At 61.1% G+C, this 16,947-nt stretch carries 11 protein-coding genes; 3 read left to right on the top strand and 8 right to left on the bottom strand.

The window, feature by feature from the left end:
* The first annotated feature begins 477 nt into the window (after positions 1 to 477).
* Entirely contained in the window at positions 478 to 1,842 is a 1,365-nt protein-coding gene (locus ACYSMN_RS12765) for a sigma 54-interacting transcriptional regulator (protein WP_488924274.1), read from the top strand.
* Positions 1,843 to 2,142: 300 nt separating this feature from the next.
* Here ACYSMN_RS12765 and ACYSMN_RS12760 read toward each other — a convergent pair whose 3' ends face one another.
* From ACYSMN_RS12760 to ACYSMN_RS12725, 8 genes are all read right to left on the bottom strand, one after another.
* Entirely contained in the window at positions 2,143 to 2,955 is an 813-nt protein-coding gene (locus ACYSMN_RS12760) for an amidohydrolase family protein (RefSeq protein ID WP_488924273.1), read from the bottom strand.
* Between the two features lie 2 nt (positions 2,956 to 2,957).
* Positions 2,958 to 4,313 carry a dipeptidase gene (locus ACYSMN_RS12755; RefSeq protein WP_488924272.1) on the bottom strand — a complete coding sequence of 452 codons (1,356 nt, stop codon included), beginning with the start codon at positions 4,311 to 4,313 and terminating at the stop codon, positions 2,958 to 2,960.
* Between the two features lie 111 nt (positions 4,314 to 4,424).
* Entirely contained in the window at positions 4,425 to 6,887 is a 2,463-nt protein-coding gene (locus ACYSMN_RS12750) for a peptidoglycan-binding domain-containing protein (RefSeq protein ID WP_488924271.1), read from the bottom strand.
* Positions 6,865 to 8,004 (bottom strand): aminotransferase class I/II-fold pyridoxal phosphate-dependent enzyme, encoded by a 1,140-nt coding sequence (locus tag ACYSMN_RS12745; protein ID WP_488924270.1) that lies wholly within the window; start codon positions 8,002 to 8,004, stop codon positions 6,865 to 6,867. Before ACYSMN_RS12745 ends, ACYSMN_RS12750 begins: the two co-directional genes overlap by 23 nt.
* The gene (locus tag ACYSMN_RS12740; RefSeq protein WP_488924269.1) at positions 7,997 to 10,114 is read right to left on the bottom strand and encodes a hypothetical protein; all 2,118 of its coding nucleotides are present in this window, start codon (positions 10,112 to 10,114) and stop codon (positions 7,997 to 7,999) included. Before ACYSMN_RS12740 ends, ACYSMN_RS12745 begins: the two co-directional genes overlap by 8 nt.
* 4 nt (positions 10,115 to 10,118) lie before the next feature.
* Complete coding sequence (locus tag ACYSMN_RS12735; RefSeq protein ID WP_488924268.1) at positions 10,119 to 11,459, bottom strand: hypothetical protein; 1,341 nt, start codon at positions 11,457 to 11,459, stop codon at positions 10,119 to 10,121.
* 4 nt (positions 11,460 to 11,463) lie between these two features.
* Positions 11,464 to 12,297 (bottom strand): hypothetical protein, encoded by an 834-nt coding sequence (locus ACYSMN_RS12730; protein ID WP_488924267.1) that lies wholly within the window; start codon positions 12,295 to 12,297, stop codon positions 11,464 to 11,466.
* A 56-nt stretch (positions 12,298 to 12,353) separates the two neighbouring features.
* Positions 12,354 to 13,196 carry a hypothetical protein gene (locus tag ACYSMN_RS12725; protein ID WP_488924266.1) on the bottom strand — a complete coding sequence of 281 codons (843 nt, stop codon included), beginning with the start codon at positions 13,194 to 13,196 and terminating at the stop codon, positions 12,354 to 12,356.
* 372 nt (positions 13,197 to 13,568) lie between these two features.
* On the opposite strand from ACYSMN_RS12725, the gene ACYSMN_RS12720 reads away from it, so the two are divergent.
* Both ACYSMN_RS12720 and ACYSMN_RS12715 read left to right on the top strand, forming a co-directional pair.
* A complete protein-coding gene (locus ACYSMN_RS12720) occupies positions 13,569 to 14,003 on the top strand; it encodes a MarR family winged helix-turn-helix transcriptional regulator (protein ID WP_488924265.1) in 435 nt (144 codons plus the stop codon).
* A 292-nt stretch (positions 14,004 to 14,295) separates the two neighbouring features.
* Positions 14,296 to 16,788, top strand: a complete 2,493-nt coding sequence (locus ACYSMN_RS12715; RefSeq protein WP_488924264.1) for a TonB-dependent receptor domain-containing protein — start codon at positions 14,296 to 14,298, stop codon at positions 16,786 to 16,788.
* Positions 16,789 to 16,947 lie beyond the last annotated feature (159 nt).

Below are 16,947 nucleotides of genomic sequence, written 5' to 3'. Positions count from 1 at the left end.
AGCTGCGCCACCTTGTTGAGGCTGCTATTTTTCTGAAGTCTTCAACCGTTACAACAGGCCTAGTTTTAAAGTAGCTGTGAGGCTGTTTGGGCCGGTTGGATAACACCTGCTTTGCGATTTGCTTGGGTAAAATTGATGCCTCTCAGGTAGAAGGCCCAAAGTGAACGTCCCCCATGCGGTTCATAAAGCTTTGGTAAGCATTGTCGGGTTTTATTTCTCTTACATCAGTTCCAAGATCCCGTTATTCAGCGCAATCACATCATCATGCTATATTCTAGCGCTGTTGTATTCCCTAGCTTCGCCTCTATCAATAATTAGTTAGTACGAACGTGTGTCATCCGGCAGGTCTCTTCAACGGACAGGTTGAAGCCGCCATGTGCCTGACCGGATGTAAAATATCCCTCTATTGTTAGAGGGTGGCTAAACAGACCAGTCCTGCTGGCTAGGATTCCATTCACAGCTAACCCGTCCTCTGTTATGGCCACAGGACACACCATCTGGTTCCAAACCTTCACCCGGCAACACGGGCCGCTGGCCGACATCATCGGGCAGTTGGAGGCGGCCGGCATTGAGCTGGCGGCCTTGCACCTGAACGACGTGCCTAGCGGCGCGGGCATCATCTTTCTCGACCAACAATCCGTTTTGGCGGAGGTGCAGGAAGCCATAGATGCCTTCAATTTCTACGCCGAGACGCGCATTATCGCGGTATCGGTGGAGCGGCTATCCAGTGCCAGCACCTGGGCGCTGCTGCGGAGCGGCGTGGCCGAGGTATTTGCCTGGCCGGAAGTGGCGAAGCCCGTGCAGATTGTGGCTTCGCGGCTCACGTACTGGGAGTTGCTGGAAGAAAAAGTAGCTGACTTGCAACAACGCCTCGTGGGCCGCAGCAAATGCTGGGTGAATACGTTGCGGCAGCTCGTGGACATGGCGCTTTCCAACTGCCAGGTGCTCATTATGGGCGAAAGCGGCACCGGTAAGGAGCTTGTAGCCCAGGAAATTCACCGCCTCGATGCCCGGCCCAGCAAGCGCGACTGCGTGGTGGTGGACTGCACCAATCTTATTCCCGGTTTGTCGGGCTCGGAGCTGTTTGGGCACGAGAAGGGCGCTTTTACCAACGCCATCAGCACCCGCGACGGCGCCCTGGCCTTGGCCCACGAAGGCACGCTGTTTCTGGATGAGCTGGGCGAGTTGCCGCTGCCTTTGCAGGCTGAATTGCTGCGGGCCTTGCAGGAAGGCACTTATAAACGGGTGGGCAGCAACACCTGGCGGCAGGCGCGGTTTCGGCTGGTAAGTGCCACCAACCGCGACTTGGCCGAGGAAGTGCGGAAGGGTACGTTCCGGCAGGATTTGTACTACCGCATTTCGGGCTGGACCTGCCACCTCCCGCCCTTGCGGGACAGAAAAGAGGATATCGTGCTGCTAGCCGAGCATTTTTTTCGGCAGCACCACATTCAGCAGCCCGTAGATCGGCAGGTGTACGACTTCCTTCTCTTACGCGACTACCCCGGTAACGTGCGCGAGTTGCAGCAGCTTATCAACCGCATCGCCAACAAGCACCTCGGCGAAGGCCCCATCACCATCGGCGACATTCCGCGCTCCGACTGGCCCGATTTCGCCCGACTTGGCCCCGCTGCCCCACCCAGCGGCGAGCTGGAAGCCGGCGTTACTGGCCTGCTTTACCAGGGCCTGGGCCTCAAAGAAATCAAAGACCAAGTGACCGAAATAGCCAAGAAAGTGGCCATTCACCACGAAAACGGCAACCTGAAGCTAGCCGCCCACCGCCTCGGCTGTAGCGAAAGAATCCTGCAAATGCACCGTCGGGAGGAGGTGATAAGTGACAGGTAACACGTGACAAGGACTGGAGGGGAGGTAATGAACGGGCAGTTTCAGCGGAGCGGCCTATAGATTGAAAATGAATGCATCTGCAATAGAAGAGCCCTAGCGAGACGGCACCTCGACCGCGCAGGCAAGGTGTCGCCCCGCCGGGGCTTTACTCAACGTTATAGTCCTTCTTTCTACCGATATATCGCCCCTCCGGGGCTAATTACGGCTTTTCCTTCGTACCTCCCTCTTCCCCTTGTTACTCCCTCCTTCTCACCCATCACTTGTCACCCAAAACCTGTTACCTGTCACCCAATAACATAATCACCTCACCAACCACGGGTCGCGCCACTCGTTGGTTGTTTCGGCAGCTACGGCAACGCGGGGCGGCTGGGCAGGTTCGGGGCGCACTTGACTGATGAGGCGCAGCAGGTTGCCGGCTAGCACGAGTTTGGCGTCTTCTGGCGGTAGATGTAGAGCGGCAACCTTGGCTAGCTCCACGCCGGGATGCAGCCAGGGACCATCGGAGCCGAAGAGGAACTTACGAGGTCCGGCGCGGTCCAGGGCGCGTTGCAGAATGTCGAAGCGGCGCACGCCCGAGGTGTCGGTGTGGATATTGGGGAAGCGTACGAGCTGGTCGATGAGGCCGGCCTGGGCCCGCCAGTCGTCGGAGAAAGAGCCCAAGTGCGGGATGATGAAGTTGACGTCGGGATATTGCTCGCCAAGCAGTTCCACCACCGAGATTTCGCCCACCACATCGTAGAGCACCGGCAGCCGGAAGGCGCGGGCCACGTCGCAGATTTCGCGGCTGATACGGGCGTCGTAACGGTGGCACTTAATACCGACGAAACCGTACTGCTGCACCGCAGTGCCCACCATTTCCAACACCCGGCCCCGGTCGCGCTGGGCGTGCACGAAGGCGAAACCGTAGAACCGTTGAGGGTCTTGGCGCACCAGCTGGGCCACTTGGCGGTTGGCCGCCGCGTAATCAGAGTGAAAAGCGGCGAAGAGCACGGTTTTGTGGATGCCCGCTTCCTGGGCCCACTCCAGATAGGGGCCGAGCGGCGCATCGGTGTCCCAGGGGCCGGTGAGGCCGTCGCCTTTGCCGGCGTGGCAGTGGCAGTCGATGATGAGCATGGCTATGCAGGTGAAGTGGCAGAAAACTGGCCTAGCCGGCGCAAAAACGCCAGACTGGTATGGATGCCGCGCCAGAAATTGGGCAGGTACATAAACTCATCGGGGCCGTGTTTCCGGTCGTCGGGCAGGCCGAAACCCATGAGTACGGTCGGGATGCCGAGGTCTTGCTCGAAGATGCTCACCACCGGAATGGTGCCGCCGGAGCGTTGCAGCACCGGGGCCCGCCCGAAACCCTCCGCGTAAGCCTGCGCGGCAGCTTGCATCACCGGATGCCGGGGCGACACCGTATAGGGCGGCGCGTGCAGCTGGCTACGGAGCGTGGCTTGCACCTGCGGCGGCGTAAGGCGTTGCACGTGAGCGCGCAACTGCCGTTCCACTTGATGCGGGTCCTGGCCGGGGGCCAGCCGGAAGCTCAGCTTGGCACTGGCCCGCGGCGGCACCACCGACTTCACGCCCTCGCCCTGGTAGCCCCCGCTCAGACCTGTGATGCTGAGCGAAGGCCGGAGCGTGGTGCGCTCGTAGAGACTGTAGCCTGGCTCGCCCCAGCCCTGCCTCACCTGGGCCTCGTGCAGCAGTTGCGCATCAGGCGGGCCGTGGCGGCGCAGGTAGGTTCGCTCGGTGGCGGAAGCAGGAGTTACAGCTTCGTAAAAATCGGGAATTGTTACCCGGCCCTCTTTGTCGTGCAGGGCCGCCAGTATTTCGCTCAACGCTTGCAATGGATTCAGCACCGCTCCGCCAAACACACCGGAATGGAGTTCATCCTGAGGGCCTTGTACGGTGAGCTCCGCCGCCAATGCGCCACGCAAGCCATAAGTGAGCGAAGGCTGTTCGGCCGAAATCAGGTTGGTATCCGACAGTACGGCCCAATCGGCGCGTAGCAAGCGGCGGTGCTGGCGCACAAAGGCGCCAAGATTGGGGCTACCGATTTCCTCCTCGCCTTCCAGCAACAGCTTCACATTCAGTGGCAACGGCTGCCCGCTAGCCAGCAACAATTGTAGGGCTTTGACGTGGGTGAAAAACTGGCCTTTGTCGTCGGAGGCGCCGCGGCCGTAGAGCTTGTTGCCCCGGACTACGGCGCCGAAGGGCAGCACCGTCCAAGCTGCAGCGGGCGCCACGGGCTGCACATCGTAGTGGCCATAGATGAGCAACGTGGGCTTGTGCGGGCCCACCAGCTTCTGAGCGTACACAACAGGGTGGCGCGGCGTTTCGAATAGCCGCACTCCATCGAGCCCGATGCCTCGCAAGTGCTTGGCCAGCCACGCCGCGCAGTCTTGCACGGCCCCGGTGTACTGCGGATCTGTGCTGATGCTGGGGAAGCGGACGAGCTGTTGCAGCTCGCGCAGGAACTGGGCGTTCATGATAAGAAAATATAGAGGCTCCCAATAGCAAGCATCCATTTGGTGCTACAAACGGCGGCTTGGACACTCAGCTGTCACGTTGGTGACGGCCACCAACGTGACAGCTGAGTGTTAGAAAGCGGTGAAGCCTCCTAGAATACTTTTAGCGTTATGGATGGTGCGCTTGCCCGTTCTAATCGAGCTGTACAGTGAATTGCCTTCAATGGTATCGACCGAGCCATCGGGATACACTTCGCGAATCAGGAAGTGGTGAGACTTCTCTGCGATGTAGCCGATGTCGCCTTTTTTCAACTGGTTTGGCTTGATATGCCGAATTCCAAATGTTTTATTGAGGCCTTTTTCTATCTGCCAGGTACCCACGTTCAAGCCTGCTGCTTTCACCGCCCACAAGGCGAAAATGCCGCACCAATGCGGAAAGCCCGCTGCTCCTACTTTCTTGCTGCGCTTCAATGAATGCTCTTCCCATCCAGGCACGATATAGCTCGGCGCTGCTAGCTTGAACATGGCCAGCAGCTTTTGCCACCCCCTGCGGAAACCATCTTCGCCAAACTCACTGGCCCTAATCACAGGTTCGGACATCATGGCCAAGGCGTTAGCAATGATAGCCTCGCGTAACTCGTTTTCGGCACCGCCAGTGACTGGTACGAGAGGCTGTACTCCCCCACCACCCGGCACCGAACCTGGTGCTGGCCCAGCCGGTACGGGCGCCGTACCTAGCGTGTTGAAAATCTGTTTTACGCGCTGCTCAAACAGGTCTTTGTAGCCGGGGGTACACATCACGTCGCAGGCCACCTGACGTACACTGAGCCAGTTGCCCACTTGTACGCGGTTGATGCTGTCGGACTTATGGCTGAAGAATATTTTGAGGGCTCCCAGCGCGAAGGTGGGGCTTTGCATGAACAGGGCGTCCCAATCGGCGTTGCTGGAGCGCGTAGCAACGGCGTCGAGGCTCAGGCCCTGCCATTGTTTTTGGTAGCGCTGGATGATGGGGTCCGCGCCGGTGTAGTTCTGCACCGACGGAATAAGCCATTGGTAGGCGTTGCGCCAGGTGATTTGGATGTAGCCGCGGCCCCGAAACTTGTAGAAGTCGGCCTCCTGCACAAAGCCCGCCACGGCCGGATCGGTGCTAGTCGGGTAGTCGTTAGTGGGATACGTAACACTGCCCCAGCGCGCATCCTGCGTGTTGGCCAGCTGCTGGCCCAAGGGCTTGTGGCCGTGCGCCTGCACGAAATTAGGGTCGTTGAAAAGTGCGAGGGCCGTTTTGTTGGGCGCCACGTTGTACGACGATTTCAGGCCCGCAATCTTATCGAAGGCATACGCTATGCCGGGATGGCCAGCCATGCCCACGCGCTCGGCAATGGGCCGCATGGTGCCGCCCGTTTCGTTGATGAGGATGCTTTGCAGGGCCGCAAACTGCGCGAAGTTGATTTCGGCCGTATTGAACACCAGCGGAATACCGTCCCAGAACTGCTGGAAGCCCGCTTTGGCATCAGCAGTACCAGGCATGCTCACGGCCGATGTTTTGCCCTGCCAAGTGCGCACCCAGGCCCCGCGTCCGCCCACCTTGCCCCGGAACCAGTCGACGAAATCCTGGCCGGTTCGGGCCACGAAGAAGGCGTTGATGTCGGTGGCGTTGCGGAAACGCACCTTATCTACGTCGGTGGTACCGCTGGGCGTGGGTTGGGGTGGGGTTATGGGCGGGATATTTGGCGTCACCGAAGTCCCGGCATCAAGCTGGGCCCAGGTTTTGGGGCCAACCACTGCGTCTACCATCAAACCTTTGCCTTGCTGGAAGCTGCGCACGGCGGCCTGCGTTTTCGCGCCCCACACGCCATCTTCCACGAGCGGTTGGCTTAAGCTCACCTGATGAAAATTCAGGCGGCATTGTAGGTATTTCACATACTCGCCGCGGGCCCCGAAGCGCAACGTGGGCCGAGTTCCGCCCGGGGCGGCACAGGTAGCCGCGGGTTGTGGCGGAGCCGGCGCCGCAGCGGCCGCTATTAAGGCATCGGGTTGGTAGCCCAGCAGCCTCGGCCGGACCAAGGTGCGCACCAACGGGAAGCGTCGCAACGGCCGAATGGCGCGGCCCACGTTGGCTACCGTGGGCCGGGCACCACGCACGGGGGCTCGCCGGAGGGCTGCCGTGCGCGCTGGCACTCGCCAACGGCTCATTTCGTCGCTCATAGTTTCTTCTTCGTGCTCGTGCCCCATTTCATTTTGCTTCTGGCAGTTGGTGCAGCCGCAGCCCGGCGCGGGGTCAGTGGCCAGCAGGCGGAGTCGGTTGCCGAGATTGAACCGGCTCAGAAACCGCACCAGGGCCTGCTGGCAGCTCACGCACTGCTCCCGGTTCACGACCAGCAAAATGCTCTTGACTTGTCCCGCAAAGCCCGGATTGGCCGCTACTTGCCGGTTGAACCAGCGCATAAATTGCTGCTCCGGATGACGCACGCAGCCCGCCCCGCGAGCTGCCGAAGCGCCGCGCAGCGGCACCCGCAGAGTCCGCCCCAGGCGGGTGTAGACAGTGGCCAACACCCCGGCAGCCGGGGCAGATTCAGCGTGTAGCGTAGTGTTCATAACAGAAAAAATGAAAGAAGACAGAAGGTGAAGCGGCAGCTGAGGCGGCCGAGGGTAAGCCAAGTAGTTCTCGTATGCAGTGGCTGGCGTGCCGCAGCTGGGCCGTCGTGTGGTCGGCGCGCAGGCAGAAAGCCACGTCGGGCACCGTAGGCCGGGCTGGGTTGGCGAGCAGCAGGGCCCGGATGCCTTGTTGCTGCAAGCCCCGGTACAAGTCGAAGGCGACCCGGGCATCGGGCAGTTGCAACTTTTGCACTGGAAACAAGCCGCCTTGGAGCGGCAAGCCGGTCCATTCCATTGCCAGCCGAAACTGCCGTACGTTGCGGAGCAGGCGCTGGCGCCGAGCCTCGCCGTGGGCGGCATCCTGGCACAAAGCCTGGGCCGCCAACCAAGTGTGCACGGTGGAAGCCGGACTGGTGTGCACTCGCGTTTCGCTGCGTTGCCGGAACTGCGCTACTCGGGCCGCGCTGCCGGCCAGCACCGCCACCGGCACGCCCAAGCCCTTAGCCAACGACGTGATAGTGAGCAACTGCGGACTGTGCAGGCCAGCATACGCCGTGCTGCCGCCCCCGCCCTGGCCCCAAGGCCGCGCGGCAGTGGCGCCAGCCCCAAGCACCCCGAAAGCCTGAGCATCATCCACGAGCAGCACGGCATCGGGATACGGCTGGAGCAAGGCGAGGTAGCGGGCCAGCGGGGCCGGGCGACCAGCAGCTACGAGCCAGCCGTCCGTCACGAGCCAGGGTGTGTGGCCCTGCTGGCCGTAGACGTGCAGCAAGCGCCGCAGTTGGTCTTCGTCGCCGGTACGGAACTGCACCACGGGTAAGCCCCGCAGCAAGATGCGCTCGGCGCCCCAGCGGCCTACCGGGTACAGGGCTTGGTCCACGAAAACCACGCCCCGGCGCGGCACCAGCCGAAATACGTCCCAGAACAAATGCAACGACGAGGGAGCCAGCAACCCATCTTCCAGCCCTTGGCGACGAGCCACTTCCTGCCCCACCCAGCGGGCCAGTTCCGGCTCGGCCAGCGCGGCCGGCTGGCCGGTGCTCAGCGGTAAGCCGGCCGGAAGCCCCACCGGGACTTCCGGCCGGCCTAGATAGAGCGCCGAGGTGAAATCACTCATTGAACGGGCCGCGCCGCAGAGCCGGGGCCCCTACCGGCCGGGGCGGAGTCGAGGGCAGGGCGCCGCCACCGTTTAGCTGGCGGTGGCGCTGTTGCTGGGCCGCCGGGCTTTGCAGCGCCACCTGCCGCTCAATCAGTTGGGAGGGCTGCAGGTACCGGTCTTCGCTGGCCGGCACCGTAATGCGGGCGTCCACGATGTCGGAAGCCAGGTCTACGCCGGTCACGGCTTTGTAGGCGTGCAGGTAGCGCTGGATTTCGGTCCGCCAGTAGTGGGCCCAGTTGGCCGCGTTCTGGGCCCCAATGGTTGGGTCGTTCCAGCTGCCGTAGCGCACGGAAAGCAACAGTTGCTCGCCGAAAGTAGCCAGGTCGCGGAAGTGGGTGATGTTGGTGGGGTTCCAGCCCTGCAAGCTCTTCATGTTGTCGACGCGGTCCATCCAGGGCTCGGTGTAGGGCACCATGATGCGGCCCCCGAGGAACTCGCGCATTTCGGGCCGGGCCAGCAGCCACTGCTGGCTTAGCATTTCGGCCCGCGAGGTCCAGGGCAGGTCGCCGTACTGGTTGTGAGCGCCCTCGGCCAGACTCAGGTGCACTTCCCGCAGGTGGTTGAGAATTGGGAAGCCGTCGGGAATGACGGTAGTGAAGTTGGCTTGCTGGTAGAACTCCACCGCGGCCCGCAGCAGGCTATGGAAGCCGCGCAGGAAGTTGCTGCGGTGTTCGGCCACCGCAATGCTCTGCACCGCCTTGCCAATGAGCGAAATACCGTACTCGTACTGGTACTCCAGGTTGCGGCGGTTCAGGGTGAGGCGGTTGCGCTCGTCTTCGATGTAGCCCCACAGCAGATTGTTGAGCGGGCGCAGTGGGTCGAGGTTGAGGTTGGCCAGGGGGTCGTTGCCGGGCCCGCCGCGGCGCACGTTCTGGAAGCGCAGGCAGAGCGCGTTCATGGTTTGCACCAGCCCGCCTTCCTCCATCCAGTACGACCAGATCAGCTCCATCAAAGGCGGCGCTTGCAGCTTGGAGCGCAGAATGCCATAGCACACGTCCGGGCCAGGAACCATACCTCCGTTGAAGCCGGGCAGGTCTTCCATCTTTTTCAGTGGTACTTCCGACAGCTTCTCGCGGATGATCTTGAAGTAGGGCAGCACTTTGCCTTCATTGTTTTCCAGCTGCTCCAGATAATCCGCCTTGTAAGCGGCGGGGCTGAAAGGTGCGCCGCTTGTCCGTCGCCTTTCTTCCTGAAGACCACCTCTACTGAGCCGATCGGTTCTGGCTAGCCGTGGCGTCCGGGTATCCATTATTACCCCTCTGTTTCTCGACGTAACACTCCCCTGAAAATCAGTTTCTGACTCCGGATTAGTGTCCTTTACTATGGCCAGCCCTATTTCCTGCATCAAATAGTATTCTGTGGCATGCTTGAGCATGCTGTAGGAGGCTGCCCGGTTGAAAGGCAAATAGCGTTGCGTGACGTACGCCCGCGCGTCCGACTCGTCGGTAGAGCACATCACCCGGTCAATAAATGCCCGGTACTGGCTGAAATCGACAGTCCGGTTCCGGATCAGGGACCATAGTGGCTGGTCGGACGTTTCCTCGCGCTTCGCTTCGTTTAGCGAAACTTTCACCGGTTGGGAGTCACCCTCTTCGATTACCCGCAGCTTGAGCGTGGGCGAGAAGTCTTCATTTCTCACTTCGTCGCGAATACTAGTACTGGCCTCCAGCCAATTCTCAGCACTCAACTCAGAATTCAGTGTTCCAATGAAGCCTCCAACCGTGTAAGTACCCGGCGTATCCCATCCTTCAATTTCCCAGTCGATGATAATACTTTGAGCATCCTTCAGCGGAATGGGCTTGTTGAGATTTTGGGTGATGCTTCTGAACAGGTCCTTGGTTTGAGTGCGCGTATTTACAAGCGTGAGCTTGCCAGCAGTAACGTCGCACCTATAGATGAACGCAACGAAATTTTCGTCCCAGGTCAGGTTGTCGAAAATGAGGTGGATGTACTTGCCGCTCAGAGCCGTGCTCAACGGTATATTGTCCGTGGGGCTCAGACGCAGCGATAGGGTCGAGTTGTCCCCTATGTACACCTGGTTGGAGTCAATGATTAATTCGCGTTCCATGAAATTAGGCAGTTAGAGAGTGAAGGTGAGAGCGGTTGGCCGCCAGCTTGGATATGGCTGTTGACGTCGGCATGGGCCGCTGGCCGTAGTTTTTGGCCCGGTTCAGGGCCCAGCGCGTCAGGAGTTGGGTGAGGAGCTGATATTCCTGCGGGGCCGTAATCTTGCCATCGGCTTTGGCTTGGCCCACCACCGCAAATACCAGCGTGGGGGCGCACTGCTCGCGCTGGGCAGGCTGGGCTTGCCACTCCTGGTAGAGCTGCTGCAAACGAGCCGGCTGCCGCTCGGCCACCGGAAACAGGTCCGCCAGCCGCTGCCCCCGCAAAGCCTTCGACTGGTGGTTGAGCACCAGCCCGGCGAAGGCCGGCAGCACTTGCTCCAGGCTTTCGATGATGCGCTGCTTGTTGGCGGGCAGCTCCGTTGTGGGGTACAAGGCCTCCCACTGCTGGTCCAGAGCGGCCCACTGCGGGTGCGGAAACAGGGCCTCCCCCAGCGCCAGACTGATCTTGACCCGAATCCAGGGAAACGGGTGGGGTCCGTCGGTGCCGATGCGAAAGACGAAGTAGCTCGGCAGGCTCACCACGCTCATCAGCCCGTAAGTAGCCGAAATGCCCAGGTGCGCCACCGCCCAGAAATCGGACAGGATTTCGTTGAGCCAGCGGCTGAGCAGCAGCCACGGTAAGTCGGCCGCCGCGTCGCCGCCGAGCTGGGTGCGGCTGATTTCGTCCTTGATGGTTTGCGTGAGCCCCAGCAGCTCCGAGCCCTGGTGGCCCACCTCGTGAATGAGCGACGAGGCAATGCCGCTGCCCACCATTCGCTCGCGCGGAATCTGAATCACGCCCACCGGGTTGTCGTCGCCGCCCGGCAACCGGGTGCGGGCCCGCCGGATGGCCGCCCCGTGCCCCCGCTCCAGAAAGCAGATGAGCGGCGGCGCGTCGTAGTAGTTGCCGGGCAGCGCCAGCGCATCTTCGGCCAGCACATCGAGGCCCGCCATCCAGGTGCCCGTCACATGCTCGCCGCGCTGGCTGAGCACGTCGGCGAAGATGTCGACTTGGTCGAGCAGGTTGTTGAAGCGCAGCTTCAGCAGCACGTACTTAGCCTGGCTTTCGGCGGCGCTAACGTCTGCCGCGGCCGGACTTTGGGCCCACTGAATGAACTCCTGCAAGCGGCGACGCAAATCGAACGCCACGCGGGCCAGGTGCTCGTTAATGGCGACGTTGGCCGCGGCCGACACGGAAGCGGCCAGCACCATGGGCGTGTTCAGGGCAAAGGACCGTACCGTTTGCAGCCGGCTCAGCAACGACAGCGCCTCGTTAATCAAAAACTGGGTGTCGGCGGGGCGTTTCATGCCCCTAGAGCTGAATAACCAGCGTACGGCCCTGGCGCGTCCAGGTGCCGCTGCTGGCGCGGTGGCCCGACCCGCCGCGTTGCGGGTAGAAATTCTGGCCTTGCTGTCCGTGCTGGCTCTGCTGACCATGTTGGCCGTGTTGGCTCTGCTGGCCGTTGCCATTGGCCGAGCGGAACGTGCCGTTGGCGTTGCGCGGACGCAGCAAGCCGGGTGCGTGCTGCTGGGCGGCCTGCGTCAGGGCCGAACGCACCAACGCGGGGGCTTGTGAGCCCGGCTGACGGCGGTGCAGGTTGGCCGCGTTGCGCACCGCCGAGTCGGCGAAGCGTACGTAGGCGCGGGCCATTTCAAATTCCTGGTCTTCGGGGCTGAGGCCTTCTAGCTCCAACTCAAACAAGTTGCTGGCCATCGAGCCGAGCTTGCCGCCCACCATACCGCCCAGCGGGCCGCCGAAAAACGAGCCCAGCGCCCCGCCCGCAATAGGCAGTGCCTTTTTGGCGACGGTTTTGAGGGCGTTGCCAATGCCGCGGAAAATCGGCGACTTCACGATGCCGCCAATGGCTTTGCCGGCCCCCTTGATGAGCTTGCCCAGGAACATGTTCAGCTCTTCTTCGTTCTGAACGCTCAGCAGCTCGTGCGCCAGCTCCATTTCCTGCGTTTCGCTCAGCTCGTCGCCCATTTCGAACATCTCACCGCTGAACTCGTGGTCGGCTTCGCCCATAAATTCCTGGTTGAACTCGTACGACTCCCGCGAGCTTGCGCCATCGAAAGACGATTCCTGATACTCAAACTCCTGGCCGAGACCTTGCTCAAATTCCAGTTCAAATTCGTTGTTGTACATGATGGTAAGCAGTTAGGCTTCCTGTGAATGAAAATGAGTGTAGTGCCGCTGGCGGCTTAGGCCCCGTAGAGCACGATGGAGTTGCCGCGCCGCTCCCAGGTGCCTTTGGCACCGCGCGAGCGGCGTTGTGAGAGCTGCGCACCGTTGCCATTGCCGTTGGTGGGTAGCAAGCCGGGGGCGTACTGCTGAGCCGAGGCCCCGATTACCTGCCGGCCTAGGTCGGCCAGACCAATGCTGGGGTTTTGGCGCACGGCCTGGTTGGCGCGGCGGGTCACGTCGGTGGCGAAACGCACGAAGGAGCGCGCTATTTCCAGTTCCTGGTTTTCGGGGCTCAGAGTTTCCAGCTCCAGGTTGAAGATGCGCTGGGCGTTGCTGGCCAGATAGTTGCCCGCCTTGGTGGCCGCCCATTTGCCCGCGGCCCCGCCAAGCGCCCCCGCCACCGCTCCTCCCGCCGCGCCACCGTACTTTTTGCCGAGCTGCGTACCAAACTGGTCGCCGTACTTCAGGCCTAATCCCGGCAGTGTTTCCTTGCCTACTTTCACTAGGTACGAGCCCACCGACTTGCCCGCCGGCGACGTCACGAAACTCGATGCGGCACCCCGGACGGCATTTGCCGCTTTGCTCATGAGCCCGCCCAGAAACTGATTCAACTCCTGCTCGTTGCTGACTTCGAGCAGCTGATAGGCCATTTCCAGCTCCAGATTCTCACCCTGGCTGGTTTCGTATTCGTTGCTGTACTCTTGTCCAAATTCGCCGCTGAATTCCTGCCCAAACTCCTGGCCGTACTCGCCCTGCGAGCCATATTCGCCCTGGGAGCCGTACTCGTAGGTGTTCTCAAATTCTCCGGTCAGTAGCGAGCCAGATTCCAGTTCCTGCAAGGTTCGATCAATGTTGTGCATGACGTACAAGTGGTTAGGATGAAAGAAGTGTCTGTCCTTCTTTTTCCAAACCCAATGCCAGCTATGCCAAGGCCGTTTCCAGCCAATTGAGGCCGGTGCCTCCGAAACCCGTTTCGTCGCCCTGCATTTTCCAGTTCTTTCCGCGAAAAGCATTTCGCCCGGTGCAATCCTTGCCTCCCCAACGGCGCGGCGCTTCTCTTGCTCCGCCCTACCCCATACCCCGCGCCGCTGAGCCGGTTGCGAGCAAAATGCTGTTGCCAACACACTCAAAACGCCCAGTCGGAATACGCGCTTCTGAAAAATATTTTTCAACGCAGGCAACTTCTATGATATGTCATACATCTATTCACTCAGAACCCCGAAACAGCCTGCATGCTCTCCAACGTCATCTTTTATTCGCTCGACAAAGCCATTCGGCAGTACCGAAAAATGGCGCAGGCCAACATCGACCGGGCGGGCATTGCCATCACCATCGACCAGTGGCTGGTGCTGCGCGTGATTCAGGAGCACGACGACCTAACGCAAACCGACATTGCCGATCGGGTTTTCAAGGACCAGGCTTCGGTGGCGCGCATTATCAGTCTGCTGGCGGGGCGCGGGCTGCTGGCCGCCGTGCCCTTGCCTTCCGACGGCCGCCGCAGCCAGCTCCGCGTGACCGAAGAAGGTGAGCGGGTGCTGGAAGCCGTGCAGCCCGTGGTGCTCAACAACCGCGCCCTGGCCCTGCGCGGCCTCAGCGAAGACGACCTCACCGTACTGCGCGGCCTGCTAGAACGGATTTACACGAATTGCTCCTCCCCTAACAATTAGCCCTGCACAGGCACAGAAATCATGATTCTGAGACGAAATCCGCCTTTTTAAAGAAAATATTGCCAAACCTCTTGCACCTACGAAATACTTCGTATATAATTGTACGAACAAATTCGTAGTCATTGCCTGGCTCCGTTTTCCGTCGACAGAAAGCGGGCCGTCCTTGCCAGTTGCTGCTCCTTGCTGAAGAGGCCACGCAGCTTTTTTTCTTCTTCCGCGTCACGTCGCTACCTCCGGGCGGGCGCACCATTCCTTCTTCTTCTTTTTTCAACAGCGACACTCTGTATTGCTCATGAAAACTCTTTATTCCCGGTGGCTGCGGCGGCCGGCTTACCTTGCTGTGGCCGTTTTTTCAAGCCTGGTTTCCACGCAAAACGTTACTGCTCAGACCACTGGTACCGTAAATGGCACCGTGCAGGACGCGGCTGGCAAGCCGGTGGAATTTGCCACGCTCACGCTACACCGCGCCCAGGACTCGGTGGTGGTGAAGTCGGAATTCAGTGATGAGAAGGGAGCTTACCGACTAGGGCCAGTGGCCGCCGGGCGCTACCTAGTATCGGCGTCGCAGGTGGGGTTTGTGCGGCGCTGGAGTGCGCCGGTGGAGGTGGCTAGTAGCGAGGTGAAGATGCCCACGCTGGCGCTGGCGGCCAGTGGGGCTACCAACCTGAAAGAAGTGACCGTAGTGGGCCAGAAACCACAGTTTGAGCGCCTCGCCGACCGCACTGTGGTGAACGTGGAAGGCACTACGCTGGCGGCGGGTGCTACGTCGCTGGAAGTGCTGGGCCGCTCGCCGGGCGTAACTGTGGATGGCAACGACAACCTGGCCTTGCGCGGTAAACAAGGCGTACTGGTGCTCATCGACGGCAAACGGCAGCCCATGACGGGCACCGAGCTGGCCGATTACTTGCGCGCCCTGCCCGCCGACCAAGTGAAGAACATCGAGCTGATCACCAACCCACCGGCTAAATACGACGCGCAGGGCGGGGCAGGCATCATTGCTATCAACCTCAAAAAAGACCAGCGCCTGGGCACCAATGGCACCATCAATGCCAGCTATGGCCTGGGACGCTACGGCAACGACAAGTACACGGCTGGCCTCTCGCTCAACCACCGCCGCAAGGGTCTCAATCTGTTTGGGAGCTACACCTACGCCGACCGGCAGAACTTTGGGGCGCTGAGCATTCACCGGGATTTTTACACCTACCCCGATGGCACGCGCACCTTCACCGGCAGCACCGACCAAGAGAACTTTAGCACCGGCCGGGGCCGCTCCCACACCTGGAAAGGCGGCCTCGACTACGACCTAGGCGAACATACGGTACTGGGTGCGGTGGTGAGCGGAGTGGATTTTCAATTGGCCCAGACCGGCTCCAACGCCACCAACCAACTGGCCCCCGACGGGGAATTGCAGCGCCGCTACGGTTCCCTGAATACCCGGGATTTGGACGTGCCCAATGTAACCGGCAACCTCAACTTCCGCCACACCTTCGCGCAGGATTCGGTGGGGCCGCGCGAGCTAACCGCTGATGCCGACGTAGCCCGCTATGACAGCCGCCGCTTGCAGCAACTGAGCACGGTGTACACCTTCCCCAACGACTCGCTCGACCTGCTCGATGGCAACCAGCGGGGCCGGCTCGATATCTGGTCGGTGAAGGCGGACTACACGCACCTGCTGAGCAAGCAGCTGACGCTGGAAGCCGGCGGCAAGGTGAGCTGGGTGAAATCGGACAACGACCTGCTATTTCGCATTCCGGGGCCCGATGGCGTGGGGTTGGTGCGCGACGCGCGCCGCTCCAACCGCTTTTTGTACGATGAGAACATCAACGCCGGCTACGTCAACCTCAATTACACGCGGCCTGGCTGGACGCTACAGGCGGGCCTGCGCGGCGAGCAAACCAAGGCCACCGGCGTGCCCGAAGACCCCAGCCAGGGTTTTGACCGCAACTACTTCCAGCTGTTTCCGAGTGCCTCCCTGAAGCGGGATTTCTCTAAAAACCACGCCCTATCTCTGTCCTTGAGCCGCCGTATCGACCGGCCTTCGTACGGGCAGCTCAACCCCTTCCGCTCCTACATCGACGCCACCACCTACGGCGCCGGCAACCCCGACTTGCTCCCGCAGACCAGCTACAATTTCGAGCTGACGCACACTTTCCGCCAGAAATACAACCTGGGCGTGAGCTACAGCGTCACCACGGACCCCATTATCGGGACGGTGCAGCCGGCGCCGGAGGGCGGCCGCGCGGTGGTATCGACGAGCCAGAACCTGGGGCAGCAGCAGTACGTGGCTCTCACGCTGGACGCGCCGGTGGAGCTGGCCAAATGGTGGACCATGAACAACAGCGCCGTGCTCTATTACAACCATTTCGAGGGCAACCTGGCCGGCACCAGCCTCAATACGGGCCGCGCGGCCTACAACGTCACGAGCAACAGCACCTTCCCGCTCGGCAAGGGCTGGACTGCCGACCTGAGTGCCCGCTACCAGTCGCGGGAGGTGTACGGCTTCTTCCTGGTGCGGCCCCAGGGCCAGGTGACGGCCGGCGTGCAAAAGCAGGTCTGGGACCGGAAAGGTACGCTCAAGCTAAACGTAACGGACATCTTCTACACCAGCGTGGTACGCGCCACTTCCACCTACGAGAACTACGTGGAGCGCTTCTACCAGCGCCAGGATTCGCGGGTGGCTACGCTCTCGTTCAGCTACCGTTTCGGCAACGATAAGGTGGCGCAAACTAAGCGCCGCTCTGGTGGGGCCGAAGACGAGAAGCGCCGCGCTGGCGGGGCTGGGTGAGTTGCTTTATTAATAGGACTTACGCACGGCGGCCTATGGGAAGCCCCGGAGGGGCGGTATGTCGGTAGCAACCAACCGGTAAAAAACCACTAAAGCCCCGTCGGGGTAGGGCTCCCGCACCAAAATCAGGCAAGGCGGAGTGCTTGCAACAGAAAGCCA

The sequence above is a fragment of the Hymenobacter sp. M1-2 genome, assembly GCF_057808495.1.
This window is presented reverse-complemented; position numbering and strand designations above follow the sequence as displayed.